Below are 25,683 nucleotides of genomic sequence, written 5' to 3'. Positions count from 1 at the left end.
TGAGGCGGTCGTGCTGGCATGGCGAAAACCGGACGCGGCACGGCCGTGCTCACGGCTGTGGGGACCGTCGCGGCGCTGTTAGTCGGGCTGTCCGGGGTGAGCCGGGGGCCGGACACCGGCGGCGGCACGTCGCCCGCGGGCGCGGCGGAGTACCCCACGATCCCGGGCATCAAGGACCGCGCCAAGAAGGACCGCGCCAAGAAGACCGTGAAGCCCTGGGACGGCAGGACCCGGGTGATCGGCGACGGCTCCACCGCCTACACCGGCCCGCAGCCCGGCCAGCTCAAGCCCGAGAAGCTCGAACCCGGCGAGAAACCGCCGCAGTTCGTCGTCTTCTCCTGGGACGGCGCCCTGCAGAACCAGGACCACCTCTTCTCCCACTTCCGGAGGGTGGCCCAGGACACCCACGCCCACATGAGTTTCTTCCTCACCGGCATCTACCTGGTACCCGAGTCGAAGCGGGCGCTGTACCACCCTCCGCAGCACGGCGTCGGCAGCGCCGCCATCTCCTTCCCCACCGACGAGCACATCCGGCAGACCCTGGAGCAGCTGCGCGGTGCCTGGGAGGACGGCGACGAGATCGGCACCCACTTCAACGGGCACTTCTGCGGCGCCAAGGGCGGCGGCGACTGGAGCGTCGAGGAGTGGAAGAGCGAGATCAGGCAGGCCTACTCCTTCGTGGAGCGTTGGAAGACCAACACCGGTTACAAGGACATCGCCCCGCTCCCCTTCGACTACGCCAAGGACCTCGCCGGCGGCCGCGCCCCCTGCCTGGAGGGCCAGAAGAACCTGCTGAAGGCCGCGAAGTCCTTCGGCTGGCGGTACGACGCCAGCTCCCCCGGCGACTTCCAGATATGGCCCGCGAAGAAGAACGGCATCTGGGACTTCCCGCTGCAGCTGGTGCCCTACGCCGACAGCGACTTCCAGGTGCTGTCCATGGACTTCAACTTCCTCGCCAACCAGTCCGGCGACAGCACCGAGGGCGACCCGGCCGAGTACCCGGAGTGGGAGGAGAAGACCCGCCGGGGCTACCTCAACGGCTTCCAGCGTGTGTACAACGGCAGCCGGGCCCCGCTGTTCATAGGCAACCACTTCGAGACCTGGAACGGCGGGGCGTACATGAAGGCCGTCGAGGACGTCATGCGCGACGTCTGTGTCCGCAGGGACGTGCGCTGCGTCTCCTTCAAGGAGCTCGCGGACTGGATGGACGCGCAGGACCCCGAGGTGCTGTACAAACTGCGGCTCCTGGACCCCGCCCAGGCACCGGACTGGACGACGTACCTCAAGTGACGCGCGGGGTCCCCCGTCCGGCCCCGGGTCCCCGTGGGCTCACCCCCTGGAGGACATGACCCGCGTCCAGACCCGCGTCGGGCTGATCCCGGAGACCCCCGGACCCTTCAGCGCGACCAGTTCCTGCTTCTTCGGGTCCACCCGGAAGAACGCCACCGCCGTCGACACCTCGCCGCGGTAACCCGCGAACCAGGACGCGACGGGGGCGCCGATCACCTCGTCCTCCGCGACACCCGGCTTCCCCGCGGCACCCGGCCCGGCCGCCGCGGCGGCGTGCCCCGCGCCGTGCTCGACCGAGTCGCGCAACCCCTCGGTCACGGTGGCCGCGGTCGCGGCCGCCATCACGCGCGTGCCCTTCACCTCTTGGTGGAAGACCGTCGCGCCGTGCCGGTCGATCCGGTCCACGGAGAACGGCTCGACGTGGACACCGCGGTCGGCGAAGGTCCCGTACGCGCTCGCCAGGCGGATCGGGCTCGGAGTGGAGTTGCCGAGCGAGAACGCGGGCACCCGCGCCCCCATGCCGGCGGGCCGCAGGCCCGCGCGGGTCGCGGTCGCCGTCACCCGGTCCAGCCCCACGTCCATGCCGAGCTGCATGAAGGGGGCGTTGACGGACTCGGCCAGCGCGTCCCGCAGGGAGATCTGCCCCCAAGACCGGCCCCCGTCGTTGGCGCCCTTGACCACCCGGCCGCCCCGGTCCCAGTACGGCCCTTCAGGGGTGCGGATCGCCACCTTGTCGTCGCCGTCGTAGAGGGTCGAACCGTCGACCGGCGTACGGGGCTCGCCTCGCTGCTTCAGGACGCCGTTCTCCATGCCCGAGGCCAGCACGAAGGGCAGGAAGGTCGTGCCCGCGGGGACGATCGTGATGTTGGCGTCGTTGAAGCCCTGCTCCACATAACCCGGTCCCCCGTACAGCGCGAGGATGCGCCCGCCGGTACTCACCGACGCCGCCCCGGCCCGCACGCCGGCCGTGCCCCGGACGCCCTTCAGCTCCTTCTTCACCGCGCCCGCCATGGCGGCCACCCTCGGCTTCTCGAAGGTGGTGTGGACCTGGTACCCGCCGAGGTCGAACTCCTTGTCCGAGATGGGCGAGTGGGCGCTGACGTACGCCCGCGCCGTGTCCACGAGGTAGCCCGTCTGACCGTCCAGGCCGGCCGACTTGGGCGGGTCGTGCGGCTCGGGGAAGGTGCGGTACGCCGCGCGTTCCCGCTGCGACAGATGACCGGTGGCCACCATCCGGTCCAGGACCCAGCCCCACCGCTCCACGGCACGCCGGTGGTTGGCCCTGCTCACCGCCGGGTCGTAGAGGCCGGCGCCCTTGAGCAGGGAGGCGATGAACGCGCCCTCGCTCGGGGTCAGTTCCGACGCGTCCTTGCCGTAGTACGCCCAGGAGGCCCGCTCGATGCCGTAGGCGCCGCGGCCGAACCAGCTGGTGTTCAGATACCGCTGCAGGATCTCCTTCTTGCTCATCTTGTTGTCGAGCTTGATCGCGATGAACATCTCGGAGAACTTGCGGGTGAACGTCTGGTTCTGGTTAGGCGTTCTTCACGTACTGCTGGGTGATCGTGGAGCCGCCCTGCGTGTCACCGCCGCCCGCCATGTTCAGCGCCGCGCGGCCGATACCGCTCATCGACACACCCGAGTCGGAGTAGAAGGTGGCGTTCTCCGCGGACAGCACGGCCCACTGCACCTTCTCCGGGATCGTGTCGAGCGGCATGTCCTGGCGGTTGACCGGGCCGGTCCTCGCCATCTCGGAGCCGTCGGCCCAGAAGTAGACGTTGTCCTGCTGCGTGGCGAAGTCGTTGAGGTGCTCGGGGATGTCGGTGGCCGCATAGGCCACGCCCACCACGGTGGAGACCCCTGACAGGCCGAGGAGCACCAGCCCCAGCACCTGCCGCCACGACGGCACCCAGCGGCGCGGCCCCGTCCGCCCCGGACGCGGGTACGCCGGGCGCATCCGCGACACGAGACGGCGCGCGGTCGCCACGCCCACCGGGCGCGACGGCTGCCTCGCCGCCGCCCCCGGACGCTCCGGCGGATTACGGCGGTCTCTGCTCATGGGTCCCCCCGCGCGGGTCGGGGCGTGCTTCTTCCCGCGGTCCTCGGCTCTGCCCCCAGGGGAACGTACATCGCACGGATGTGTGTGCGACGAAGGCACGCACGTGGCGCTCGCCCCGTCCGGAAAACGCCCGTGGGGGCACTTTCCCTGGCTGGAAAGTGCCCCCACGGAGCGGCATGCGCCGCCGTGTCCCGCCTTCGCGGCGCGGTCAGGCCCGCGCTGTGGCGACCGCCGCGCCCAGCGCCTCCTTGATGCGCGGCCCGAGCCGGGCGAACCCGAGCTCCTTCATCGCCGCGCGCAGCAACTCGTCGTCCGTGCGCTTCACGCCGTCCGTGTCGATCCAGCGCACGAGCGCGGCCAGTTCCTCCGGCGCGTACGCCGTCACGGCCTTCCCGGCCACGATCGCCGGCTTCGCCAGCCGCCCCACGCCGGGCTCCTCGGGCGCCTCGGACCGGACCGCTTCGACCGCTTCCGCGGCCGCCGCCTCGGGCTCCGGGGCTTCCGCCACCGGCTGCGCTGGGGCGAGCCGGGGCTCAACTTCCGCCGGAGCCGGGGGAGCCTCGGCCGCCGGCTCGGGCTCGGCAGGGGTCAGGGTCTCCGGCTCGGCCGGGGCTGCCACCTCGGCCTCGGGCTCCGACGTCACCGCCTCGGCGGCGGGCTCAGCAGCAGCCACGGGCTGGGGCTCGGGCTCGGATACCGCCTCGGCCGCCGGCTCGGGCTCGACAGCCGCTTCCGGCTCACCTGCCGCAGGGACAGCGGCATCCGCCACGGGCTCGGCCTCAACCTCCGCCGGAGCGACGGGCTCCGACTCCGCAACAGCCTCGGGTTCCGGCGCGGGGGCCTCCGCCACGGGCTCGTGCTCGGGCTCAACATCCGCCGAAATCACGGGAGCCTCGGGCTCCGCAAGCGTCAGGGCCTCCGGCTCAGGCTCGGCCTCAACCTCCGCCGGGGCCACGGGCTCCGACTCCGCGACAACCTCAGGCTCCGGCGCGGGGGCCTCCGCCACGGGCTCGGGCTCGGGCTCGGGCTCGGGCTCGACAGCCGCTTCCGGCTCAGCTACCGCAGGGACAGCGGCATCCGGCTCCGGCTCCGCTTCCACGCTCACCTGCGACCGCGGTTCGACCACCTCGACGTCGGCCACGGGCGCGACGACCGGCTCGTCGGCAGCAGGCTCCGCCTCGACACCGGACTCGACGGCCGGGTCCGCCGACGACCGGGGCGCGGGCACGGACGCCGTACCGGTGGCCGCGGTCTCGCCCAGGAGGGCCGCAAGTGCGGCGGAGTCCGTGCGGTGCTCCGTGAGGTCCGCGAGGAGATCGGTGAGGCCACCCTCGGTGAGGCGGTCACGGGTGGCGCGGAGGGTGGGGAGGCGGAAGAGTGTGCCCTCGTCCGCGGCGAGGCGATCGAGGAGTTCGGTCAGCTCCGTGAACGGGAGGGCCGCGAGGTCGCCCTCGGCCCCCAGAAGGCGGCCGAGTTCGCGCAGGCCCTCGACGGCCGCCTGCGATGCGCGGGCGCCCTCGTCGAGGAAGTCCGCGTCGGCTGGGAGGGTCGGGCGGCCGGGGACCTCGAGCGCGGCCCATTCGGCGCGGTCGGCGGAGGTGGCGGTCAGCGCGGCGTGGAGGGCGTCGCGCCGGGCCCGGCCGGCAGCGAGGGCACGGGCCCGCTTGCCGGGGGCGCGGCGGCGCAGCCAGGACACCTTGAGGCCGCGCTCGCGCCGCCACGCGCCGTTCGCGGTGGCGGCGATCAGTTCGTCGAGGTCCTCGTCGGACAGCCCGTACGCCTCGGGGCTCAGCGTCCGCAGCGTGGACCGCACGCGCAGCAGCAGCGCGACGATCCGTTCGGTCTCCTCCACGGTGCCGGGGGCGACGAAGTCCGTGCCCTCGCCGATGCGGCTCGCGGCCTTGGTGACCGCGGGCAGGTCACGGACACGCAGTTCCGTGAGAACGGTGGAGGCGGCGCGCGCCTCCTCGGGGCCGCCGACGGTCTCCGCGGCGGCGTACCAGGCGTGGGTGGCGGCGGTCAGCGTGAAACCGCCGAGGTCCGCGTAGCCGCGCAGGTCGTCCCGGAGTTCGGGGCTGAGGGAGGCGAGGTCGGCGGAGCTGTGCAAGGAGGGTGCGGTCATATGAGGTCCGGTTCCTGGCAAGTGCGATGGGCGTCGGCGGCGCGAGCGTCGCGGGACGAGCCGCGCGGCGGCGCTCGCGGTGCCCCACGATACGGGCGCGCCGTACTCCGGCGCACACGCCCCATCCGTTACGGAGCCCCGCCCCGCGCCCTGGACCCGCGCCCAGCGGCCCGGCCGTCCGCTTCCAACTGACCGGCGTACGGCGGACGATCCGTCTCGTACGCCCGACAATGAGCGATCCGTCCCCATACGGTCACGGCCGCGTCACGGAGTTCGTGGTGGCATGCCCCGTCATACGCCGCTCTGCCACGTTTGCACCCACACGCACCACGACTCAGGGGGACGCCATGTCGCAACCTCAGTACCCGCCGCCGTCCGGACCTCCGCAGCCCGGATGGGGCGCGCCGCCGCCGGCCCCGGCCCCGGCCCCGAGGAAGTCCGGCGCGGGGAAGATCGTCGGCTTCGGATGCCTCGGCATCGTGCTGCTCTCCGTCCTCTTCGCGATCATCGCGGTCGCGGCGAGCGGGGGCGGGGGCGGGGGTGACGACCCCAAGCCGGGGGCGGGCATGGCGTCGGCCGACGCGCCCGCGACGCACGGAGACGACGGCGCGCGGGAGGCGGCGGCAGGCCCGACTGGCGACGTGAGACTCACCGCGTGCGAGATCGAGGCCTTCACCACGTGGCCGAGCGCGAAGCTCACCATCACCAACCGCAGTTCGAAGACGTCGAACTACATGGTGCAGGTCGAGTTCGTCGACGCGAAGGGCACGCGGATCAGCGAGGGTTTCGCCGCGACGAACAACCTGCGCCCCGGCCAGATCGCGGAGGAGGAGGCGCAGGGCACGGCGGAGGCCACGGGGAAGGTGACGTGCCGGGTGACCGACGTGACCCGCTACGCGTCCTGACCCGGGCGGCCGCCGTCCGCCAGATCCCGGGGTCACCGATTCGGGGCGGCATGGCCCTTCCGTGCCTTGCCTATGGCGTGGCCCACGGCCAAACCGCTGAGGATCAGGTGCCCGGCACCGATGACCACGTCACCGAACCCGCTCCGGAACCCGGTGACGATCTCGACCAAGCTGGACACGGCGAGAGCTCCGAAGAAGAGTCCGGCCAGCGTCCAGAGCACGGTTCTCATGGGGGAACGGTAGGGCCACTCGAGTCGCGTCGTCACCCCTTCAACCGCTCGACGGCGGGAGCGCTCATCGCTTGGGATCCGCCGCTGACGGCGGGCCCAGGAAAACGCGGCGCAGTCGCGCCAGCAGTTCAGGTGACGGCGGTGCGGTCCCGATCGCGCGGCGGGCCGGGGCCCGGACGGTTTCGGCACCCCCTCCGCCAAGGAGGGCGCGGGCGTCTGCGGTGTTCATGGCTGCACCTCCAGGACTGGGCTCTGCTGCCCTGGCTCTTGTCCGGCCCCGCGCCGGGCAAGCAGGTGCGCACGGCAGCACCGCGGGATCGCCACTTCTGGCGGAAACGGTGAAGGCCGTGCTTCTGGGGCGGGGGCGCGGCTCGCCGAGCACGTCGGGGAGGCCGGCGCCCGGTGGCCACGCACTCGCCGCAGGTCAGCGGGGGGCAACCCGCGTCCAGCGGGCCCCGGCGTCGCGGGCGCGCACCTGGTCGAACCGAACCATGCCGGCGCCGGGCCCCGCGTCCTGAGACTGCCGGGCGCCCGACGGCGAGGGCCACGGACGGACGGCACGGGCACCCACCGCGCACCCGCGGTGGGTGCCCGCACTTGTCGGACGGACCTCGGCCCCCGCCGCTTCGCCGCGACGGAGGCCGACCAATGGCGCGAGGACCTGGCGGGTTCCGGACCGTGGCCCTCGGGCTCGCACCGCCATCCTGCCCCGCCTTGGCCGCAGGCGCGCGCGTGGCACGCTCAATGGGTGACGGCGTCCGGCGTGGCCCTAGCGTGGAGGATGAGAGCCGCGCCGGACCGCTTCCCCGGGCGACCCCGCCGCGCGGGCAAGTGCCTGCCGGGGTGTGCGAGCGGGGCCGCACTTCCAGGATGCGACCGTTCCTGCCCCGGGTCATCCCGGCCAGGTGGCATGCCGAGTGGCCGGCTGCCCGCCGACGGGCACCGGGGGCCGCGGCGTCCGCATCGACGGCACGATCCTCGGCATCGCCCACAGCCCGATCGATCTGCCGGGGTTCCTGCGCCGCGAGGCCCTCTTCGGCCGGCGCGGAGCGGGCCGGGCGTCTGGCTGTGACGAAGGACCGCCGCGTCCGCCTCGAGCGCGCTTTCGCACGCCCGTACCATGGTTTGCGGGTGAGGCCGGACCGTGCCGCACACAGGCGGGCACGTGCCCCTGGCAAACGAGGTGGCCGGATGTCGTCGCTGCTGGTCTACGCGATCTACCTGATAGTCGCGGCGCTGTACGTGTCCGCTGTGGTCGACTGCATCAGGACGCCCGAGGCGCGCATCCGCATACTGCCCAAGGCGGGCTGGCTGGCCGTCCTGATCCTCTTCCCCGTGCTCGGCGCTGTCGGCTGGCAGAACCTGGGCAAGCGACCCGCCCAGGCCGCGGGACAGCCGTCCGCGGTCTGAGTCCGGCTCACCCGCGGAGAGGACCGGCCCCGCACGAGGACCGGCACCCGCGCGTGATCTGAGGCACAGTCGGCCGTCCCGCTCCGCAACAGGCAGGCTGTCCCGGGGGATTCGACGCCCGGCGGGCGGGACGTGATCGCCGGACTCCCGGGCCGGCAGCGGGCCGGCCCTCGGTCCCCGCGCCCCGCGAACGGGCTGCGGCCCCACCGGTCGGAACCGGTGGGGCCGCATTCACGCAGGACAGCGGTGGCGAGACCAACCGCCTGCGGGTAGGCCGTGTGGGACTCGAACCCACAACCAATGGATTAAAAGTCCACTGCTCTGCCAATTGAGCTAACGGCCCGCACACCGCAGCATAGCCGGACGTCGGCCGTCGCTCCGAGCGCATTGGGCCTGTTGGACGCGGTCGCCGTCGCGGAGGGGACGACGACGACCGCCGGCGGCGTCAGCCCGGGGTGTCCGTGGGGGCCGGAGCGTGGTCGCGGAGGAACCAGTGCCGGGCGGACGCGAACCACCAGGCGGCGGCGAAACCGAGCACGACCAGGACGGCGATGGGCGCGTAGTTGAAGGTGTCGACGGTGACGGGACTCACCTGGGGGAGCATGAACAGGACCGTGATGAAGCCCACCCACACGACGGCGACGACGCCGATGGGCCGGGACCAGCGGCCCAGGTGCCAGGGTCCGCGGTCGAAGGCGTCGCCCTTGCGGATGCGCAGCAGCGTGGGGATGACGTACGCGATGTACAGGCCGATGACGGCGATGGACGTCACGGCGGCGTACGCGGTGAGGTTGATCAGGTAGGGCAGGCCGAGGACGAGTGCGCCCAGGGCGGCGAGCCAGACCGCGTTCGTAGGGGTCTTGGTGCGGGGGTTGATGCGCCGCCAGGTGGCGGAGAAGGGCAGGGCGCCGTCGCGCGAGAAGGCGTAGATCATGCGGCTGTTGGCGGTGACGGAGGCCATGCCGCAGAAGAGCTGGGCGCCTATGACGACGAGCAGCAGCAGCTTGCCCCCGACCGCGCCGGCGCCGTCGATGAGGATCTGGGCGGGCGGCACACCGGTGGCCGTGCCGAGGGTCTTGTCGTACGACTGGATGGCGTACGTGAAGCCGAGCAGCAGCACGAAGCCGGCGATCCACGAGATCCAGATGGAGCGGACGATGCCGCGCGGGCCGGCGGTGGCCGCGTCGTGGGTCTCCTCGGTCATGTGGGCGGAGGCGTCGTAGCCGGTGAAGGTGTACTGCGCCATGAGCAGGCCCAGCAGCACGACGTACACGCCGCTGCCCCAGCCGGTGTTGTTGACGAAGTGCGTGAAGACGAACGAGGTCGACTGGTGCCGGTCGGGCACGAGGGCGAGCACGCCGACGATCAGTGCGACGCCGAGCACGTGCCACCAGACGCTGATGTCGTTGAGGAGCGCGACGACGCGCACGCCGAAGGTGTTGAGCAGCCCGTGCAGCAGCAGGATCGCCGCGAACAGCACGATGGTGTGGCCGGGGGTGCTGGCGAATCCGAACTGCAGGTCCAGGTACGCGTTGAGGAAGCTCGCCGCACCGAAGTCGATGCCCGCGGTCACGGCGACCTGGCCCAGCACGTTGAACCAGCCCGCGAACCACGCCCAGGCGGCGGCGCTGCGCGCCGGGGCGAGCTTGTGGGCCCAGTAGTACAGGCCCGCGGAGGTCGGGTAGGCGGAGCAGATCTCGGCCATGGCCAGACCGACGACCAGGGTCATCAGCCCCACGCCGACCCAGCCCCAGGTGATGACCGCGGGGCCGCCGGTGTTCATGCCGAACGCGTAGAGCGTCAGGCAGCCGGAGAGCACCGAGATGATCGTGAAGGAGACCGCGAAGTTGGAGAACGCGGACATGCGGCGGGCCAGTACCTGCGTGTAGCCCAGCTGGGCGAGGCGTTCCTCGTCGGTGACCGGGGCGGCGGGCCCTTCGGCCGCGTCCGTTCCTTTTGGAATTGTCATGCCCCCAGCGATTCCCTCGCCGGGGGCACGGCATGCGTCGGCCGCTGGCTGAAATTGACCGTATTCGCCCCGTGGACGACTGGGGTGTTGCCGCCACGTTTCCGCCAGTCGCCGAGCGGCACGGAGACCGCCCGGTCCCGTACGTCAGGAACACCGCACGCCGCGCGCCTTCGAGGCGGCGGACCGGGAGTTCGAGGACGAACCGCCACGCCGGCGCAACCGGTGAGCGTCGGCAGGGCGGCCCCCCACGACCACGTTCCTCATCGTCTCCCCTCCATCAGGAGACTGCGCCGTAGCCCGTCATGGCGGACCAGATCAGCACCCGTCCGCCGAAGGTGCCCTTGCCGGTCCCGCCGTAGCGGTAGAGGTTGTGGGAGTTGTCGCGGGCGACCAGGTCGGCGTTGCCGTCGCCCGAGATGTCCCCGACCCCGACGACCGCGTTGTACTGGGCCCCCCAGTTCTTCGCCAGCAGGACACGGGGCTTGAAGTGGCCCTTGCCGTCCCCGGAGAAGCGCCACAATTCGTTCGACTTGTCCTGCGCCAGCAGGTCGCCGAACCCGTCACCGTTGAGATCACCCACGCCGACAAGCTTCTTGAACACGCTCCACTTGGACGCGATCCGCTTGCCCGCCGCCAGCTTTCCGCTGCTCGTCGCGGCGAAGAGGTAGATGTCGCCGGTGGAGGACCTGCGGGCAATGAGGTCCGCGCGGCCGTCACCGGTGAGGTCTCCGGGCGAGGTCAGCACGTTGTAGGCCTGGAAACCCTTCCCCAGCAGGATTCGGGGGCTGGTCGTGGTGATGGGGCCCTTGCACCGGCCGCTGTAGCGGTAGAGCTCGCCAGCCGTGTTGCGCATCAGGGTGTCCATGCAGCGGTCGCCGTCGAGGTCGCCGAAGGGGACGAAGCGGTTTGTGGGGTTCCAGCCCTTGGAGTAACTGGTCAGCACGACGCTCTGCCCGCCGGGCGCGAAGCCGTCGTAGTCCAGCACGCCCTGCGGCCGCAGGCCCAGCATCTCCCCCATGCCGTCGCCGTCGCTGTCGCGCCACGCGCTCTTGGCGCCGGCCAGTTGCATCGCGCCCGAGGCGACCGTGCGGAAGCCGGTGCCGTCGCCCGGGTCCGTGGCCAGCGTCCAGGTGTGGAAGCCCCCGACCGCCACCGCGCCATGGTCGTCAGTGCCGTTCCAGGTGGTGCTGACCTGCGCACCCTGGTGCGCCGTGCCGCGAATGGTCCGCACGGCCTTGCCCGCCCGGTTCCGGAAGGTCAGGGCCCAGACCACGGGCGGGCGGGACAGCAGCCAGGTGCCGTGCCAGGTGTTGTCGCCCACGTCGGGAAGGCGCAGGTTCGTGAAGGTGTCCGCCCGCGAATCGAGGAGGGCGACGGGGGAACGCGGCACGGTGACCGGCTTGATGTGGATGCGTTGGGCGGAATCCACGTAGGCCACGTTGCCGGCGTACTTGTCGACGGTCCACGTGATCCGGCGATCCGCCTGCGGATCGCCGGCCGGCAGATCGGCGAAGGCGGCCGTGACCGCCGCCGTCCCCCCGCCCTTGTGGAAGTCGGTCAGCAGCAGCTCGCCCGCGGCCCGGTCGTGACGGACGAGGTATCCGTCGCCGAGCAGCGCCTCGCCGGACGGGACCGGGATGTTCTTCCTCGCCGTCAGGTCCCACACACCCGCCTTGGCCGTGGGACCGCAGGACCAGTACAGCCAGCGGCTTACGGCCTGCAGTTCCTGGGGGACGCAGCCGGAGCCGAGGGCGATGTCGGCGGAGGTCTTCTTCGTCTTCAGGTCGTAGGAGTTGACGCTGCCTTTCGCCGCCGCGGGCTTCCACAGCTTGCTGCCCCAGACCGCGACCGCGGTGACCGGGCGCGTGAGGATCGGCCGAAGGTTGCTGTGGACAGCGAGGTCGCCGACGACTTGCTTGGTGGGCGACGTGCCGTTGACGATCGCGTAGCGGCCCGAGACGTCGACGAGAGTCGCGGAACCGGAGTAGGTGTAGAAGAAACCGGCGTCGTCGTCCTCGTCGATCGACTGCACAGAGGAACCGGGATCACCCCACGGATCGTCGGTGACCCGGACCGCACGGCCGTCCCCGGTGGCAACCGGGCCGTCGGAGTCCGGAAACGACCAGTCCCTCAGGACCGGGGCACTCACCGAGAGCGACCCGTCCCCGCTGACGCGACGGACGACGTCTTCGGCCATGAAGCTGCTGTCCTCCTCGTCCGTGGCCAGGGTGCCGTTGGCGAGGGAGAGGCGATTGATCCTCGCGGCCACGGGAGCGAGGGCGGTCACCTCGGTGGTCTCCGGTGCTGCCGCACCCTTGGCGGTCAGCTTGCGCACCGACCAATGGGCCGAGTCCGCTCCTCCCGCCACCAGAAGACCGCCGTCCGGAAGGGGGACCAACCCGGTGCCCGCGTGACGCAGCACGGTCACCGGATCGCCGCCGGAAAGAGGCACGGCGCGCAGCGGCTGGCCGGAGGCGTCCGCCATGTCCCCGTGACCGTCGTAGGAACGCGCCACGATCAGCCAGTCGCCCGAAAGCCCGAGGAACGGGACGCCCGAGGTACCGGGCAACCCCACCGGCTTCTCGGGTGCCGTCAAGTCGTTCCGCCACAGGACATGAGCCGTGTTCCCGGCAGTGAACCAGGCGAACCGGTCGTCGCTCAGCGCCACGGCGGTCGGCATGGCGGAAAGGGCCAGATCACGGGTGACCTTACCGGCGACGAGGTCCACCAGCGCCAGATGGTAGGAGCGGGCCTGAAGGTACCGGACGACGGCCGTACCTTCGTCGCCGCCCATGACCACGGGGAGGGACGTGACACCGGACGGCCACCCGGCGACCGGCCTGCCCTCGGCGGGCGCGTCGCCGCCGTACACCCGCAGTGCCCTGCTGCCGCCGGCTTCACTGACCTGGCCGAGCACGTGGCCGCCGAAGGCGCCGAGGTAGGAGCCCCCGGTGATCGGCACCTCAGTGGTGGTGCCGGCGGCCATGTCATGGAGGACCACGGCCTCGTCGGGGGACGTGACGTGCTCGACCACGATGTCCGAGGACGAGCCGAGAAAAACCGCGGAAGAACCCTCCGCCCACTGCCCCAATTCCGTCGTCGCGCCCGTGTCATAGCGCGTCCACAGAAGGCCCTCACGGCCCTCCTGGATGTGCAGGTACCCCGTCGGGCCCGCACTCAGCAGGCTGTCCGAACGCGGGTAGTAGCGATCCGCCTGGAAGACCGTTTCCGCGGATCCGACGGGATCGGCGGCTGCCAGGGGCATGAGCGAACCGAGGGCCACGGCGGTGGCGACTGCGGTGACGGCGGCCGCGCCGCCACGGACGAGGGCACGTCTGGCCACCCGTTCCTCCTGGAAGTCACGAAGAAGCGGAGCGGCACAGCGGTCACTGGTGTCGCGGCGTCCGGCGCCGCGGAATCCCCCAAGCCCCCCGGCTTGTACCCCCCACGCAATTACCACGGACCCTAACAGCCGCCTCTCAGGCCCCGGAAGCCCAGGTGGCAACGCGAAGGGGCCCGGCAGGTGGTGTCCACCTGCCGGGCCCCTTTACGTTCAGGCGCGGTTCACACGGCGTCAGCCGTTGCGCTTCCAGCGCGGCTTGTCGTCACGACGGCCGAAGGAGCCGGTTCCCGTGCCGGTACCGGTGGTGCCGGGGCGGTGGTCGTCACGACGGCCGTACGGACGGCGGTCGTTGTTGTCGCGGTCGCGGCCGAAGGACGACGGGCGGTCGTCACGACGGTCACGGTTGAACGGACGGTCGTAGGAGCGGGCCGCCGGGCGCTCGTCGCGGTTGTACGCGGGGCGGTCGTCACGGCGCTCGTAGGACGGGCGGGCCGGGCGGTCGTCGCGGCGGTCACGGCTGTTGTACGACGGGCGGTCGTCACGACGGTCGCGGTTGCCGTACGCGGGACGGTCGTCGCGGCGGTCACGGTTGCCGTAGGACGGACGGTCGTCACGGCGGTCGTGGGACGGGCGGGCCGGGCGGTCGTCGCGGCGGTCGCGGTTGCCGTAGGACGGGCGGTCGTCACGACGGTCGTCGCGGCGCTCGTAACCGCGGTCGCGGTCACGGTTGCCGTACGACGGGCGGTCGTCACGGCGGCGCTCGTAGTTGCCCCGGTCGTCGCGGCGCTGGAAGGTGCGCTGCTCGGCCGGCTCGGCGGGGGCCTCGGCCTGCGCCGGGACGGCGGCAGCGGCGGCGACCGCCTCGGCGGCCTCGGCCTGGGCGGCGGCGACGGCCGCCTCGGGGTCGTCACCGCGCTCGCGGGCGGCGCGGGCGGTGAGGCGGTCGGCCTCGTCGCGCAGTTCGGCGGCCCGACGCTGCGCGCGCTCCAGGGACTTGGTGAGGTCGGCGACCTCACGCTCGGCCTGCTGGGCGGCGTTGCCGGCCGCGTCCGCCTGGACCTCGGTCAGCGAACGGGCGCCGGTGATCTTGGCGACGTCCTCGTCGAACGCGCCGGCGCCGCCGACGATGTGGCGCGAGGCGTCGACGCCCGCGTCCTCCATCAGCCGGAAGATCTGCTTGCGCTGGTGCGGCAGGGCCAGGGAGACGACCGTGCCGGACTCGCCCGCGCGGGCGGTGCGGCCCGAGCGGTGCAGGTAGTCCTTGTGGTCGGCGGCCGGGTCCACGTTCAGCACCAGGCCGATGCCGTCGACGTGGATGCCGCGCGCCGCGACGTCCGTGGCGACCAGGACGTTGACGTAACCGTCCTTGAAGTCGGCCAGCGTGCGGGTGCGCGCGCCCTGGGTCATACCGCCGTGCAGGGCGTCGGCCTTGACGCCCGACTCGCGCAGCTGCTCGGCGACGCGGTCCGCGCCCATCTGGGTGCGGACGAAGATGATGGTACGGCCCTTGCGGGCGGCGATGGCCGCGGTGACCGGCGCCTTGTCCTTGGGCTTCACGATCAGCACGTGGTGGGTCATGGTGGTGACCGCGCCCGCCGAGGGGTCGACCTCGTGCGTGACCGGGTCCTTCAGGTAGCGCTTGACCAGCGTGTCGATCTCGTTCTCCAGCGTGGCGGAGAACAGCAGCCGCTGACCGCCCTTGGGAACCAGGTCGAGGATCTCGGTGACCTCGGGCAGGAAGCCCATGTCGGCCATCTGGTCGGCCTCGTCGAGGACGGCGATCTGCACCTGGTCCAGCGCGCAGGCGCCGCGGTCGATCAGGTCGCGCAGCCGGCCCGGGGTGGCGACGAGGATGTCGACGCCGCGCTCCAGGGCGTAGATCTGGTTCTGCATCGACGTACCGCCGCAGACGACCTTCATCTTCAGGCCGAGCACGTCGCCGTACGGCTGCAGGGCGTCGGCGACCTGCATCGCCAGCTCGCGGGTCGGGGTGAGGATCACACCGCGCGGACGCTTGCGTTCGGTGTGGCCGCCGGAGAGCTGCGTGAGCAGCGGCAGGCCGAACGAGAGCGTCTTGCCGGAGCCGGTGCGGCCGCGGCCGAGGATGTCCTTGCCGGCCAGGGCGTCCGGGATGGTCGCGGCCTGGATCGGGAAGGGGGTGGCGACACCGTTCTGCGCCAGCTTGCGGACGATGGCCTCGGCCAGGCCCAGGTCGCCGAAGGTGGTCCCGGGGGCCTCGGCCTCGACGGCCTCGGGAGCGGTGTGCTCCTCGATGACGGCCTCGTCGATGACGTCGGTGGTGTCGTTGCTGTCGAAGGGCATGGCGGAACGGTCGGCAGTGTCAATAGACATGCTGAAGCTAAAACCTCTCGGAGATTTCGGCACGCGCCAGCTCCGGAGGTTGCTTACAACCGCCTCTATGCGGTCAGCCACAGGAGAAAAGGAACGCGCCAACGCGGCGCGTCTCGGTTCGGCGCCGGGCAATGGGATCAAACGATCTACCAGCATACGCATAGGTGGCCGCTTTGGCCAATTCGGTCCGGGAGGCCTCAGGCGGCCCCGTTGGCGGACGGTGCGCTGGAGGGCGACGGCTCGGGCGAGGAGCCGCCGGAGGGCGGCGCGGACGACTCGCCGCCACCGGGCGACGACGAGGGCGAGGGCCGGTCGGAGGGGGACGCGGGCGTCGAGGGCCGGGGCGAGGACGACGGCCGTCCCGACGGCTTGCCGCTGTGCGGGGCGCCCGGACCCTGGGTCGGCCCCGGCACCGATTCCTGCGCGCTCGCCGACGGCGACCGCGAGGCCGACGGGGAGTGCCCCGGCCGGCCCGGCCGGCCGCCGGGGACGCCCGGGGCGACGCGGGGCATGCCCAGACCGCCGTCCGAGCCGGCGCCGCCGGCCCCGCCGTCCTCACCGGAGATCCCCGAGGAGATCCCGTCGGGCTTGGCGTCGCTGCCCGTGCCGCCGACGGTCATGCAGCCGGTCAGGGACCCCAGGGCGAGTACGGGGAGAAGCAGTGCGGCCGCCGTGCGCGCGCGGGCTGTGGCAGGGGTCACGGGAGCACCTCGGAAGGTCTGAGGACGTCTGAAGAAGGTCCGGAGATGATCAGGAATGGGTCTGCGGGCGGGTCGTCCCGCTGAGCGGGTTCCGCGCTGCCCAACGGGCCCGCGGCCCCCGGGGACACGCCCGCGGCCGCACGCCGCCCGGCCGGCCCTCCCCCGGCCCCTCTCGGATACCGCCCAGGGCATGGGCAGTCGGCGGGCACGGGCAGCGGGCGACCCGCCGCGCTCCCGGTGGAGGGCACCGCTGCGCGACCAGGGTCCGGTGGTCGCCGTCGTCGCACTCGGCGGGGTCGCCGGGGCGTTCGCCCGCTACGGCGCGGGGCTGCTCCACGCCACCGCGGCCGTGACCTTCCCGAGGACGACCTTCCTGGTGAACGCGGCCGGTTGCGCGGCGATCGGCGTGCTGATGGCGGTGGTCGCCGAACGCCTTCCCTCGCCGCACCGCCTCGTCCGGCCGTTCCTGGGGACCGGCGTGCTCGGCGGCTTCACGACCTTGTCGACGTACCCGGTCGACGTGCAGCGACTGCTGACCGCCGGCCGGGTCGCCGTCGCCCTGCTCTACCTGGCGGCCACACCCAGGACCGCCCCGCCGCCCTGCCGCCCTGCTCTGCGTGTGGTCCGCGGCGGCGCTGACCCGCCGTCTGTGGAGGACGTGATGATGCTCACCGGTCCGGCGCTCCGGCTCACCGTCCACGTGGGGGAGCACGACACCTGGCACCACCGGCCGCTGCACAGCGAGATCGTGCGCCGCGCCCACGCACCTGCCGATGATCGTCGTCGTGGACAGCGCCGAGCGGGTGAGGGCCCTCCTGCCGCGGTTGCGGGAGGTGCTGACCACGGGTCTGGCCACGGTCGAGGAGGTGGAGGTCGTGCACGGCACCCGCGGGGGTGACGAGGGGTGAACCGGCCGCTCGTCGCCGTGGGCGCCGCGATCGGCGCGCCCTGCGCCATCTGACGAACCGTAGGTCCAGTCGCGGCACGACGGCGTCTTCCCCTGGGGACACCCTCACCGTGAACGTCGCCGGGTCGCTGATCCTGGGCGCGGTCACCGGCGCGGTGGCGGCCGGCGCGTCCACCCGGCTCCAACTCCTGCTGGGCACCGGACTGTGCGGCGCGCCGACCACGTACTCGTGGTGGGGAGCATCGCCGCGGGAGCGGCCGCCGCCTTCGCCGGCGCCGCACCCGTGTGACCCGATCCGCGTCGGACGCTGTCCTGTCGCCCCGCCGTCCCGGACAATGGGCGGTGTGCTGGAGATGTCGCGCGAAGCGTTCGAGGAACTGGTCAGCGACGCGCTGGACCGGATCCCGCCCGAGCTGGCCCGGGTCATGGACAACGTGGCGGTGTTCGTCGAGGACGAACCCGACCCGTCCGACCCCGGGCTGCTCGGCCTGTACGAGGGCACTCCCCTGACCGAGCGCGGCGAGTGGTACGCCGGGGTGCTCCCCGACCGCATCACGATCTACCGGGGCCCGACCCAGCGGCTGTGCTCCACCACCGAGCAGATCGTGGAGGAGGTCGCCACGACCGTCGTCCACGAGGTGGCGCACCACTTCGGCATCGAGGAGGAACGCCTCCACGAGCTGGGCTGGGGGTAACGGGGCTTACGCGAGGGAGGAGGCGGGCATACGTCGGCAATGCTCCGAGATCTGCCGCACCGCGTCCGGTCCGTGCTGCGTCGTGCCCTTGGGCGTCGTCCCTCCCCCTCCGCGGGCGCCTCTCGTCCAACTCCCGCCGCTCCCGCCCTCGGCACGCCGCACCGCCCCTGGCTCACCGCGCTCGCGCTGGTCGCGGTCACGCTGATCGGCGGCTGGCTCGGACTGGTGGTGCTGGGGAGCATCAAGGAGCCGGTGGGGCCGATGAACACCCGGATGTCCCTGCACCCGGCGTGGACCGGGGACACCAAGGTGAACGTGGCACCGCTGGGAGCCCTGCAGCTCGACAGCCACGACGGCCCGCTGCGGCTGGTGGTGGACGTCGACACCCTCGATCCCGAGCGCGCCCAGGCCCTGGTCCGGCACCCGGAGCGGCTGAGCGGGCTGCAGGACGAGGTCGCCTCGGACGTGCGCAACAGCACCGCGGAGCTCGCGCTGCGCTCGTCGCTGGCCGTACTGACCGGCGCCACCGCCCTGGGCCTGGCCGTCTACCGCAGGCCCCGCAGGGCCCTGGCCGCCGGCGGCCTGTCACTGGTGGTGCTGGCGGCCTGCGCGGGCACGGCGTACGGGACGTGGAACCCGCGCAGTGTCCTGGAGCCGAAGTTCTCCGGGCTGCTGAGCAGCGCGCCGTCCGTGGTCGGCAACGCCCGCAGCATCGTCAGCGACTTCGACGTCTACCAGCAGGAGCTGGCACGCCTGGTCACCAACATGACCCGGCTGTACGACGCGACCTCCACGCTGCCCGCGTACACCCCCGACCCGTCGACCCTGCGGGTGCTGCACGTCTCGGACATCCACCTCAACCCGGCGGCCTGGCAGATCATCCAGTCCGTCGTCGCCGAGTACCGGATCGACGTCATCGTGGACACCGGCGATCTGATGGACCACGGCACCGCCGCCGAGAACGGCTTCACCTCCGCCATCCCCGACCTGGGCGCGCCCTACGTCTTCGTGCGCGGGAACCACGACTCGATGGACAGCCAGCGCGCGGTGGCGGCGCGCAAGGGGGCCATCGTGGTGGACAACGGGGACTCGGCGGTCGTGAAGGGGCTGCGGATCGCCGGCATCGGCGACCCGCAGTTCACCCCGGACCGCTCGGTCGAGGCCGCCGGCGACGCCGCGGAACGCCGGGCCGGCCAGCGGCTGGCCGACTCCGTCCGGCGGCAGGACGCGGCCGGGCACACGGTCGACATCGCCATCGCCCACAACCCCGTCGCGGCCGCCGAGGCCGACGGCACCGTCCCGCTGATCCTGGCCGGGCACACCCATCAGCGGAACGTCAGCGTCCTGGAGCACGGCAGCCGGCTGATGGTGCAGGGCACGACGGGCGGCGGCGGGCTGCGCGCCGTGGAGGGCGACACGCCGCAGAAGGTGGAGGCCTCGGTGCTCTACCTGGACCGCGACACCCACGCCCTGCAGGCCTGGGACGAGATCACGCTGGGCGGTCTGGGTCAGTCGACGGCCGAGGTCTCCCGCCACCTGCCGGCGGAGGTGGCACCCGGGCGGGAGCCGTCCCCCGCGGTCCGCCCGACGGGCGCGGGCTAAAGCGTTTTGGCGATCTCCCGCCGCATCCCATATGCTTCTCACGTCCCCGACGGCCGAAACACCGCCCGGCGGGCCATCAGCCCTCATCGTCTAGTGGCCCAGGACGCCGCCCTTTCAAGGCGGTAGCACGGGTTCGAATCCCGTTGGGGGCACGCACTGACCTGTGCGAGACTGTGTCTCGCACAGAGAAGCGCAAAGCTGGGTCCTGTGGAGCAGTTTGGAGTGCTCGCCACCCTGTCAAGGTGGAGGCCGCGGGTTCAAATCCCGTCAGGACCGCGCTGGCTGGGTAGCTCAGTTGGTACGAGCGATCGCCTGAAAAGCGATAGGTCGCCGGTTCGACCCCGGCCCCAGCCACAGCAGCCCGCAAGGGCAGGAACCCCCGCCGAGATCCTCGGCGGGGGTTTCGCGTTGTCCCGGGGCGTTGTCCCCGGCCTGCCGAGCAGGCGGACGACGCGCGGGGTCAGCCGACCGGGAAGAGCGGCCAGCCGGCCATCAGCCCGCCGTCCAGGGTGAGGGTCTGCCCGGTGATGTAGGAGGCCTTCTCCGAGCCGAGGAAGAGCACCGCGTCCGCGATCTCCTCCGGGGTGCCGGGGCGGTGCATCGGCAGGACGGAGTCCACCGCCCGGCGGAACCCGTCCGAGGCGGTGACCCGCTCGTACATGGCGGTCCGGGTGAAGCCGGGAGCCACCGCGTTCACCCGGATGCCGACCAGCGCGCCCTCGATGGCGGCGACCTTCGTGATGCCGATGACGGCGTGCTTGCTGGCCACGTACAGGCCCGCGCCGGGAAAGCCCATCTGGCCGTAGGTGGAGCTGATGTTGACGATGCTGCCGCCACCGGTGTTCTTCATGGCGAGGAACTCGTGCTTCATGCTCAGCAGCGTCCCGCGCACGTTCGTGTCGAAGACGGCGTCGTACTCCTTGTCGGTGATGTCCTCGATGCCGCCGGGGGTTCCCTCGGTGCCGGCGTTGTTGAAGGCGACGTCGATCTTCCCGTAGGTCTGGACGGCGTGCTCCATGAGCCGCTGCACCTCGGCCTCGAGGCGCACGTCGGTCCTGACGAAGTCCGCCCGGCCGCCCAGCGCCCCCAGTTCCCCGGCGAGCTGCTCGCCGGCCTCCTGGTGGCGGCCCGACACCACGACGTTCGCGCCCTGGCGCGCGTACGCCTCCGCGGTGGCACGGCCGATGCCGGTGAGCGCGCCGGTGATCACAACGGTGGGAGCGGCCATGGTGAGGTCCTTCCTGCGGACGTGCCGGGGTCGTGGATCACGCGCGCGGAGCCCCGGACCGCGGGGAGCGAGGGCTACGGCCCGCTTCCCGGGAGGACTCCGCTCCTCGATCGTCTCCCCGGTCCGGGGATGCCGCACGTCGCGCGCGGCATCCCCGTGTACCGGCCCTCCGGCCCCGCCGGACATCGCACGGACATCGCACGGGCATCGCGCCCGGGGGTCCGCCGACCGAAATGGGTTCGCCCGTGGGCCGTACCGAATGCGATGCTGGAACGCGCTATGTCTACGCAGCCCCCCACCCCCGCATTCGCCGAGCTCGGCACCCGGCTCACCGAGCTCACCCTGCGCGACGCGCAGCGCCTCGGCCGCCGCCTCGACGGCGCCCGCCGCATCCGCAAGCCGGAGGCCCGTACGGCAGTGCTGGCGGAGATCGGGACCGAGATCGACAAGGCCGCCCTCAAGGTCGAGGCGCGGCGCACGGCCATACCCGCGATCTCGTACCCGGAGCAGTTGCCGGTCAGCCAGAAGAAGGACGAGATCCTCGCGGCGATCCGGGACCACCAGGTCGTGATCGTCGCGGGCGAGACCGGCTCCGGCAAGACGACCCAGATCCCGAAGATCTGCCTGGAGCTGGGCCGCGGCGTCCGCGGCCTGATCGGGCACACCCAGCCCCGCCGGATCGCCGCCCGCACGGTCGCGGAGCGCGTCGCGGAGGAGCTGCGCACCCCGCTGGGCGAGGCGGTCGGCTGGAAGGTCCGCTTCACCGACCAGGTCGGCGACGGCACGCTGGTCAAGCTGATGACGGACGGCATCATGCTCGCCGAGATCCAGACGGACCGCGAGCTGCTCCAGTACGACACGATCATCATCGACGAGGCGCACGAGCGCAGCCTCAACATCGACTTCATCCTGGGCTACCTCGCCCAGCTGCTCCCCCGCCGCCCCGACCTCAAGGTCGTGATCACCTCCGCGACCATCGACCCGCAGCGCTTCTCCCGGCACTTCGGCGACGCCCCGATCGTGGAGGTCAGCGGGCGTACGTACCCGGTCGAGGTGCGGTACCGGCCGCTCCTGGCGGAGGGGGACGGGGACGCCGACGAAGCGGACCGCGACCAGATCACCGCGATCTGCGACGCGGTCGACGAGCTCCAGGCCGAGGGCCCCGGCGACATCCTGGTCTTCCTCTCCGGTGAGCGGGAGATCCGCGACACCGCCGACGCCCTCAACAAGCGGCAGCTGCGCTTCACCGAGGTACTGCCGCTGTACGCGCGGCTGTCCTCCGCCGAGCAGCACCGGGTGTTCCAGCGCGGCACGGGCCGGCGCATCGTGCTGGCCACCAACGTCGCGGAGACCTCGCTCACCGTCCCGGGCATCCGGTACGTGATCGACACGGGCATGGCCCGCATCTCCCGCTACAGCCACCGCACCAAGGTGCAGCGGCTGCCGATCGAGCCGATCAGCCAGGCCAGCGCCAACCAGCGCAAGGGCCGCTGCGGACGGCTGGCGGACGGCATCTGCGTCCGGCTGTACTCCGAGGACGACTTCCTGTCCCGCCCGGAGTTCACCGACGCGGAGATCCTGCGCACCAACCTGGCCTCCGTCATCCTGCAGATGACCGCCGCGGGCCTCGGCGACATCGCCCGCTTCCCCTTCATCGACCCGCCGGACGCCCGGAACATCAAGGACGGCGTCCAGCTGCTCCAGGAACTGGGCGCGCTGGAGGGGCAGAAGCTCACCCAGACCGGCCGCAAGCTCTCCCAGCTGCCGGTGGACCCGCGGCTGGCCCGCATGGTGCTGGAGGCGGAGCGCAACGGCGTGGTCCGCGAGGTGATGGTCATCGCGGCCGCACTGTCCATCCAGGACCCGCGCGAGCGCCCCCAGGAGAAACAGCAGCAGGCGGACGAGAAGCACCGCCGCTTCGCCGACGAGACCAGCGACTTCATGGCGCTGCTCAACCTGTGGCGGTACGTCCGCGAGCAGCAGAAGGCGCTGTCCTCCTCGGCCTTCCGCCGGATGTGCCGCACGGAGTTCCTCAACTACCTGCGCATCCGCGAGTGGCAGGACATCTACAGCCAGCTGCGGACGGTCGCCAAGACGATGGGCATCCACCTCGCCGAGGGCGACCACGAGGTCAACGCCCAGCACGTGCACCAGTCCCTGCTGGCCGGCCTGCTGTCGCACGTCGGCCTGAAGGACACCGACAGCAAGAACGAGTACCTGGGCGCCCGCAGCGCCAAGTTCGCGGTCTTCCCCGGCTCGTCGCTCTTCAGGAAACCGCCGCGCTGGATCATGTCCGCCGAGCTGGTGGAGACCTCGCGGCTGTGGGCGCGGGTCAACTCCCGCATCGAACCGGAGTGGATCGAACCGCTCGCCCAGCATCTGGTGAAACGGTCCTACAGCGAGCCGCACTGGGAGAAGGACCAGGCCGCGGTCGTGGCCCTGGAGAAGGTGACGCTGTACGGCGTGCCGATCGTCGCCGACCGCAAGGTCAACTACGGGAAGATCGACCCGGAGACCAGCCGCGAGCTGTTCATCCGCAACGCGCTGGTCGAGGGCGACTGGCGGACCCACCACCAGTTCTTCCACGACAACCGCAAACTGCTCGCGGAGGTCGAGGAGCTGGAGCACCGGGCGCGGCGCCGCGACATCCTCGTGGACGACGAGACGCTCTTCGACTTCTACGACCGCGTGGTGCCCGAACACGTGGTGTCCGGCGCGCACTTCGACTCGTGGTGGAAGCAGCAGCGCAAGGAGCGGCCGGAGCTGCTCAGCTTCGAGCACTCCATGCTCATCAACGAGAACGCCGAGGCCGTCACCAAGGACGACTACCCCGACTCCTGGCGGCAGGGGAAGCTCAAGCTGCGGGTGACCTACCAGTTCGAACCCGGCGCCGACGCGGACGGCGTGACCGTCCACGTCCCGCTGCAGGTGCTCAACCAGATCACCGCGGACGGCTTCGACTGGCAGATCCCGGGCCTGCGCGAGGAGGTCGTCACCGAGCTCATCCGCTCGCTGCCCAAGGCGATCCGGCGCCACTACGTACCGGCGCCCAACTACGCGAAGGCGTTCCTGGACCGCGTCGTGCCGGTGCAGGACCCCCTCCCGGAGACGCTGGCGCGCGAGTTGCAGCGGATGGTGGGCGTGCCCGTCACGGCCGAGGACTTCGACCTCGCCAAGGTGCCCGACCATCTGAAGATCACCTTCCGGGTGACCGACGAGCGGCGCCGCAAGCTGGCCGAGGACAAGGACCTGGAGGCACTCAAGCTCAGCCTCCGGCCGAAGACCAAGGCCGCCATCACCAAGGCCTTCGACGCGGCGGGCTCCATCGGCATCGAGCGGCGCACGGGCCTGAAGCAGTGGACCGTGGGCACCCTGCCGCGCACCTTCGAGACCCGGCGGGCCGGCCAGCCGGTCAAGGCGTACCCGGCGCTGGTGGACGAGGGCGAGAGCGTGGGCGTGCAGCTCTTCGACACCGAGGCCGAGCAGGCCGAGGCGATGTGGCGCGGCACCCGCCGGCTGATCCTGCTGAACGTGCCCGCCAACCCCGCGAAGTTCGTCGCGGACCGGCTGTCCAACCAGGACAAGCTCGCCCTGTCGCGCAGCCCGCACGGCTCGGTGGCCGCCCTCTTCGACGACTGCGTCACCGCCGCCGCCGACCGCCTCGTCGCCGACCACGGCGGACCGGTCTGGGACGAGGAGTCCTTCCGCAAGCTCTACGACTCCGTGCGCGCGGACCTGGTCGAACTGACCATCAAGACGGTGGGGCAGGTCCGCCAGGTGCTGGCCGCCTGGCAGGCCTGTGAGCGCCGTCTGAAGGCCACCCAGAGCCTGGCGCTGGTCGCCAACCTCGCGGACGTCAAGGAGCAGCTGGCGGCCCTCGTGCACCCCGGCTTCGTGGCCGCCACGGGCGTGCGCCGGCTGCCGGACCTGATGCGCTACCTGGTCGCCGTCGACCGGCGGCTGCAGCAGATGCCCAGCGGCGCCCAGCGCGACACCACACGCATGGAGAAGGTCCGGGAGATCCAGGCCGAGTACGCCGAGCTGCTCGCCGCCCGGCCGGCCGGGCGGCCCGTCCCCGAGCGGGTGCGCGACATCCGCTGGATGGTCGAGGAGCTGCGCGTGAGCTACTTCGCGCACGCCCTCGGCACCGCCTTCCCCGTCTCCGACAAGCGCATCTTCAAGGCGCTGGACGAGGCCTGGGGCTGACCCCGCGGCAACCCCCGCCGCCCGCCGCGAGGCCGCCCGGTATCCGGTTCGCTTTCACCCTCTGACCTGCTGTACAGTCTTCCTCGTCGCCAGGAAAGAGGGCGGCGGAACGAGGTCCTGTGGAGCAGTTTGGAGTGCTCGCCACCCTGTCAAGGTGGAGGCCGCGGGTTCAAATCCCGTCAGGACCGCAGTAAAGGAAGGCCCGGATCCTCTGGATCCGGGCCTTCGTGCGTGGTACGCCTGGCTCATGGCTTCACCGGACATCGGCACCTGCGGGGCGGCACCCGCGCCCTCGGCCGGCCGTGCCCTGCCGCCGGCGCCGGCAGCCGGGCACGGGCGCGGCGCGAGGGCCGCACACGCCACCACCCGGTCCGCCACCGACTGTTGGGGCCGGCGCCGGAACGGGCGGCAGAAGTGCGGAAAGTCACTACCGCACAGGGAACACTGAGGGCAAGACCCGTGCATGTGACGGGAGTCACGCCAAGAGTTTCGACTCTGGGGGAACTTGAGGCCTCCTGGGGGACCGTCAATTTAATATGTGCAATTGCACCGTGCCCATGAGCCGCACGTCTGCACAAGACGGACACATCACGCGCACAAAAAAGATCGCACCGGAGCCGGCGGACTCCGGTGCGATCAAGGTTCCCTTGGGCTTCCCTGATGGGGG

Annotated in this window: 16 protein-coding genes, 5 tRNA genes and 2 pseudogenes; 13 read left to right on the top strand and 10 right to left on the bottom strand. The window is 71.9% G+C overall.

Annotated elements, in window-relative coordinates:
• Positions 1 to 18 precede the first annotated feature (18 nt).
• Complete coding sequence (locus tag PV364_RS14355; protein ID WP_319660297.1) at positions 19 to 1,290, top strand: hypothetical protein; 1,272 nt, start codon at positions 19 to 21, stop codon at positions 1,288 to 1,290.
• Between the two features lie 39 nt (positions 1,291 to 1,329).
• Here the strand turns inward: PV364_RS14355 and PV364_RS14350 are convergent, their stop codons facing one another.
• From PV364_RS14350 to PV364_RS14340, 3 genes are all read right to left on the bottom strand, one after another.
• Positions 1,330 to 2,787 (bottom strand): transglycosylase domain-containing protein, encoded by a 1,458-nt coding sequence (locus PV364_RS14350; RefSeq protein ID WP_319660296.1) that lies wholly within the window; start codon positions 2,785 to 2,787, stop codon positions 1,330 to 1,332.
• 34 nt (positions 2,788 to 2,821) lie between these two features.
• Positions 2,822 to 3,346, bottom strand: coding sequence for a transglycosylase domain-containing protein (locus PV364_RS14345; protein WP_319660294.1), 525 nt, complete (start codon positions 3,344 to 3,346; stop codon positions 2,822 to 2,824).
• A 208-nt stretch (positions 3,347 to 3,554) separates the two neighbouring features.
• On the bottom strand, positions 3,555 to 5,468 hold the full coding sequence (locus PV364_RS14340; protein WP_319660293.1) for a hypothetical protein: 1,914 nt from the start codon (positions 5,466 to 5,468) through the stop codon (positions 3,555 to 3,557).
• Between the two features lie 347 nt (positions 5,469 to 5,815).
• Between PV364_RS14340 and PV364_RS14335 the strand changes: the two genes are divergently transcribed.
• A complete protein-coding gene (locus tag PV364_RS14335; protein ID WP_319660292.1) occupies positions 5,816 to 6,373 on the top strand; it encodes an FxLYD domain-containing protein in 558 nt (185 codons plus the stop codon).
• Between the two features lie 32 nt (positions 6,374 to 6,405).
• Here PV364_RS14335 and PV364_RS14330 read toward each other — a convergent pair whose 3' ends face one another.
• The gene (locus PV364_RS14330) at positions 6,406 to 6,603 is read right to left on the bottom strand and encodes a hypothetical protein (RefSeq protein WP_319660291.1); all 198 of its coding nucleotides are present in this window, start codon (positions 6,601 to 6,603) and stop codon (positions 6,406 to 6,408) included.
• 1,191 nt (positions 6,604 to 7,794) lie between these two features.
• Here PV364_RS14330 and PV364_RS14325 point away from each other — a divergent pair.
• Positions 7,795 to 8,013, top strand: coding sequence for a PLDc N-terminal domain-containing protein (locus PV364_RS14325; RefSeq protein WP_319660290.1), 219 nt, complete (start codon positions 7,795 to 7,797; stop codon positions 8,011 to 8,013).
• Between the two features lie 270 nt (positions 8,014 to 8,283).
• Here the strand turns inward: PV364_RS14325 and PV364_RS14320 are convergent.
• The 5 genes from PV364_RS14320 to PV364_RS14300 all read right to left on the bottom strand — a co-directional run bounded on the left by PV364_RS14320 (position 8,284) and on the right by PV364_RS14300 (position 16,378).
• Positions 8,284 to 8,356 (bottom strand) — tRNA-Lys (locus tag PV364_RS14320).
• 102 nt (positions 8,357 to 8,458) lie between these two features.
• A complete protein-coding gene (locus tag PV364_RS14315; protein ID WP_319660289.1) occupies positions 8,459 to 9,982 on the bottom strand; it encodes an amino acid permease in 1,524 nt (507 codons plus the stop codon).
• Between the two features lie 277 nt (positions 9,983 to 10,259).
• Positions 10,260 to 13,325 (bottom strand): FG-GAP-like repeat-containing protein, encoded by a 3,066-nt coding sequence (locus PV364_RS14310; protein WP_319660288.1) that lies wholly within the window; start codon positions 13,323 to 13,325, stop codon positions 10,260 to 10,262.
• Between the two features lie 231 nt (positions 13,326 to 13,556).
• The gene (locus tag PV364_RS14305; protein ID WP_319660287.1) at positions 13,557 to 15,677 is read right to left on the bottom strand and encodes a DEAD/DEAH box helicase; all 2,121 of its coding nucleotides are present in this window, start codon (positions 15,675 to 15,677) and stop codon (positions 13,557 to 13,559) included.
• A gap of 197 nt (positions 15,678 to 15,874) precedes the next feature.
• Positions 15,875 to 16,378, bottom strand: a complete 504-nt coding sequence (locus PV364_RS14300) for a hypothetical protein (protein ID WP_319660286.1) — start codon at positions 16,376 to 16,378, stop codon at positions 15,875 to 15,877.
• 190 nt (positions 16,379 to 16,568) lie between these two features.
• On the opposite strand from PV364_RS14300, the pseudogene PV364_RS14295 reads away from it, so the two are divergent.
• The 8 genes and pseudogenes from PV364_RS14295 (at position 16,569) to PV364_RS14260 (ending at position 19,936) form a co-directional block, all read left to right on the top strand.
• A pseudogene (locus PV364_RS14295) lies at positions 16,569 to 17,040 on the top strand (fluoride efflux transporter FluC).
• Positions 17,041 to 17,151: 111 nt separating this feature from the next.
• Complete coding sequence (locus tag PV364_RS14290) at positions 17,152 to 17,286, top strand: DUF190 domain-containing protein (protein ID WP_319660285.1); 135 nt, start codon at positions 17,152 to 17,154, stop codon at positions 17,284 to 17,286.
• Positions 17,283 to 17,515 (top strand): annotated as a pseudogene (locus PV364_RS14285) (fluoride efflux transporter FluC); the annotation flags it as partial. The gene PV364_RS14290 and the pseudogene PV364_RS14285, both read left to right, overlap by 4 nt.
• A gap of 114 nt (positions 17,516 to 17,629) precedes the next feature.
• Positions 17,630 to 17,980, top strand: coding sequence for a metallopeptidase family protein (locus PV364_RS14280; RefSeq protein WP_319660401.1), 351 nt, complete (start codon positions 17,630 to 17,632; stop codon positions 17,978 to 17,980).
• A 39-nt stretch (positions 17,981 to 18,019) separates the two neighbouring features.
• Entirely contained in the window at positions 18,020 to 19,582 is a 1,563-nt protein-coding gene (locus PV364_RS14275; RefSeq protein ID WP_319660284.1) for a metallophosphoesterase, read from the top strand.
• Positions 19,583 to 19,661: 79 nt separating this feature from the next.
• Positions 19,662 to 19,734: transfer RNA gene (locus PV364_RS14270), tRNA-Glu, on the top strand.
• A gap of 49 nt (positions 19,735 to 19,783) precedes the next feature.
• Positions 19,784 to 19,858 (top strand) — tRNA-Asp (locus tag PV364_RS14265).
• Positions 19,859 to 19,862: 4 nt separating this feature from the next.
• Positions 19,863 to 19,936 (top strand) — tRNA-Phe (locus PV364_RS14260).
• Positions 19,937 to 20,042: 106 nt separating this feature from the next.
• Here PV364_RS14260 and PV364_RS14255 read toward each other — a convergent pair.
• On the bottom strand, positions 20,043 to 20,810 hold the full coding sequence (locus PV364_RS14255; protein ID WP_319660283.1) for a glucose 1-dehydrogenase: 768 nt from the start codon (positions 20,808 to 20,810) through the stop codon (positions 20,043 to 20,045).
• Between the two features lie 279 nt (positions 20,811 to 21,089).
• Between PV364_RS14255 and hrpA the strand changes: the two genes are divergently transcribed.
• Both hrpA and PV364_RS14245 read left to right on the top strand, forming a co-directional pair.
• Positions 21,090 to 25,016 carry an ATP-dependent RNA helicase HrpA gene (hrpA, locus tag PV364_RS14250; RefSeq protein ID WP_319660282.1) on the top strand — a complete coding sequence of 1,309 codons (3,927 nt, stop codon included), beginning with the start codon at positions 21,090 to 21,092 and terminating at the stop codon, positions 25,014 to 25,016.
• Positions 25,017 to 25,129: 113 nt separating this feature from the next.
• Positions 25,130 to 25,204: transfer RNA gene (locus tag PV364_RS14245), tRNA-Asp, on the top strand.
• Positions 25,205 to 25,683: the final 479 nt, after the last annotated feature.

The organism is Streptomyces sp. MI02-7b, from assembly GCF_033793585.1.
GTDB lineage: Bacteria > Actinomycetota > Actinomycetes > Streptomycetales > Streptomycetaceae > Actinacidiphila.
This window is presented reverse-complemented; position numbering and strand designations above follow the sequence as displayed.

Coding starts and splice junctions, on each gene's coding strand:
- PV364_RS14350 (WP_319660296.1), bottom strand. CDS start 2,787: ATGTTCATCGCGATCAAGCTCGACAACAAGATGAGCAAGAAGGAGATC.
- PV364_RS14330 (WP_319660291.1), bottom strand. CDS start 6,603: ATGAGAACCGTGCTCTGGACGCTGGCCGGACTCTTCTTCGGAGCTCTC.
- PV364_RS14305 (WP_319660287.1), bottom strand. CDS start 15,677: ATGTCTATTGACACTGCCGACCGTTCCGCCATGCCCTTCGACAGCAAC.
- hrpA (WP_319660282.1), top strand. CDS start 21,090: ATGTCTACGCAGCCCCCCACCCCCGCATTCGCCGAGCTCGGCACCCGG.
- PV364_RS14355 (WP_319660297.1), top strand. CDS start 19: ATGGCGAAAACCGGACGCGGCACGGCCGTGCTCACGGCTGTGGGGACC.
- PV364_RS14290 (WP_319660285.1), top strand. CDS start 17,152: ATGATCGTCGTCGTGGACAGCGCCGAGCGGGTGAGGGCCCTCCTGCCG.
- PV364_RS14275 (WP_319660284.1), top strand. CDS start 18,020: ATGCTCCGAGATCTGCCGCACCGCGTCCGGTCCGTGCTGCGTCGTGCC.
- PV364_RS14255 (WP_319660283.1), bottom strand. CDS start 20,810: ATGGCCGCTCCCACCGTTGTGATCACCGGCGCGCTCACCGGCATCGGC.
- PV364_RS14345 (WP_319660294.1), bottom strand. CDS start 3,346: ATGAGCAGAGACCGCCGTAATCCGCCGGAGCGTCCGGGGGCGGCGGCG.
- PV364_RS14335 (WP_319660292.1), top strand. CDS start 5,816: ATGTCGCAACCTCAGTACCCGCCGCCGTCCGGACCTCCGCAGCCCGGA.
- PV364_RS14315 (WP_319660289.1), bottom strand. CDS start 9,982: ATGACAATTCCAAAAGGAACGGACGCGGCCGAAGGGCCCGCCGCCCCG.
- PV364_RS14325 (WP_319660290.1), top strand. CDS start 7,795: ATGTCGTCGCTGCTGGTCTACGCGATCTACCTGATAGTCGCGGCGCTG.
- PV364_RS14340 (WP_319660293.1), bottom strand. CDS start 5,468: ATGACCGCACCCTCCTTGCACAGCTCCGCCGACCTCGCCTCCCTCAGC.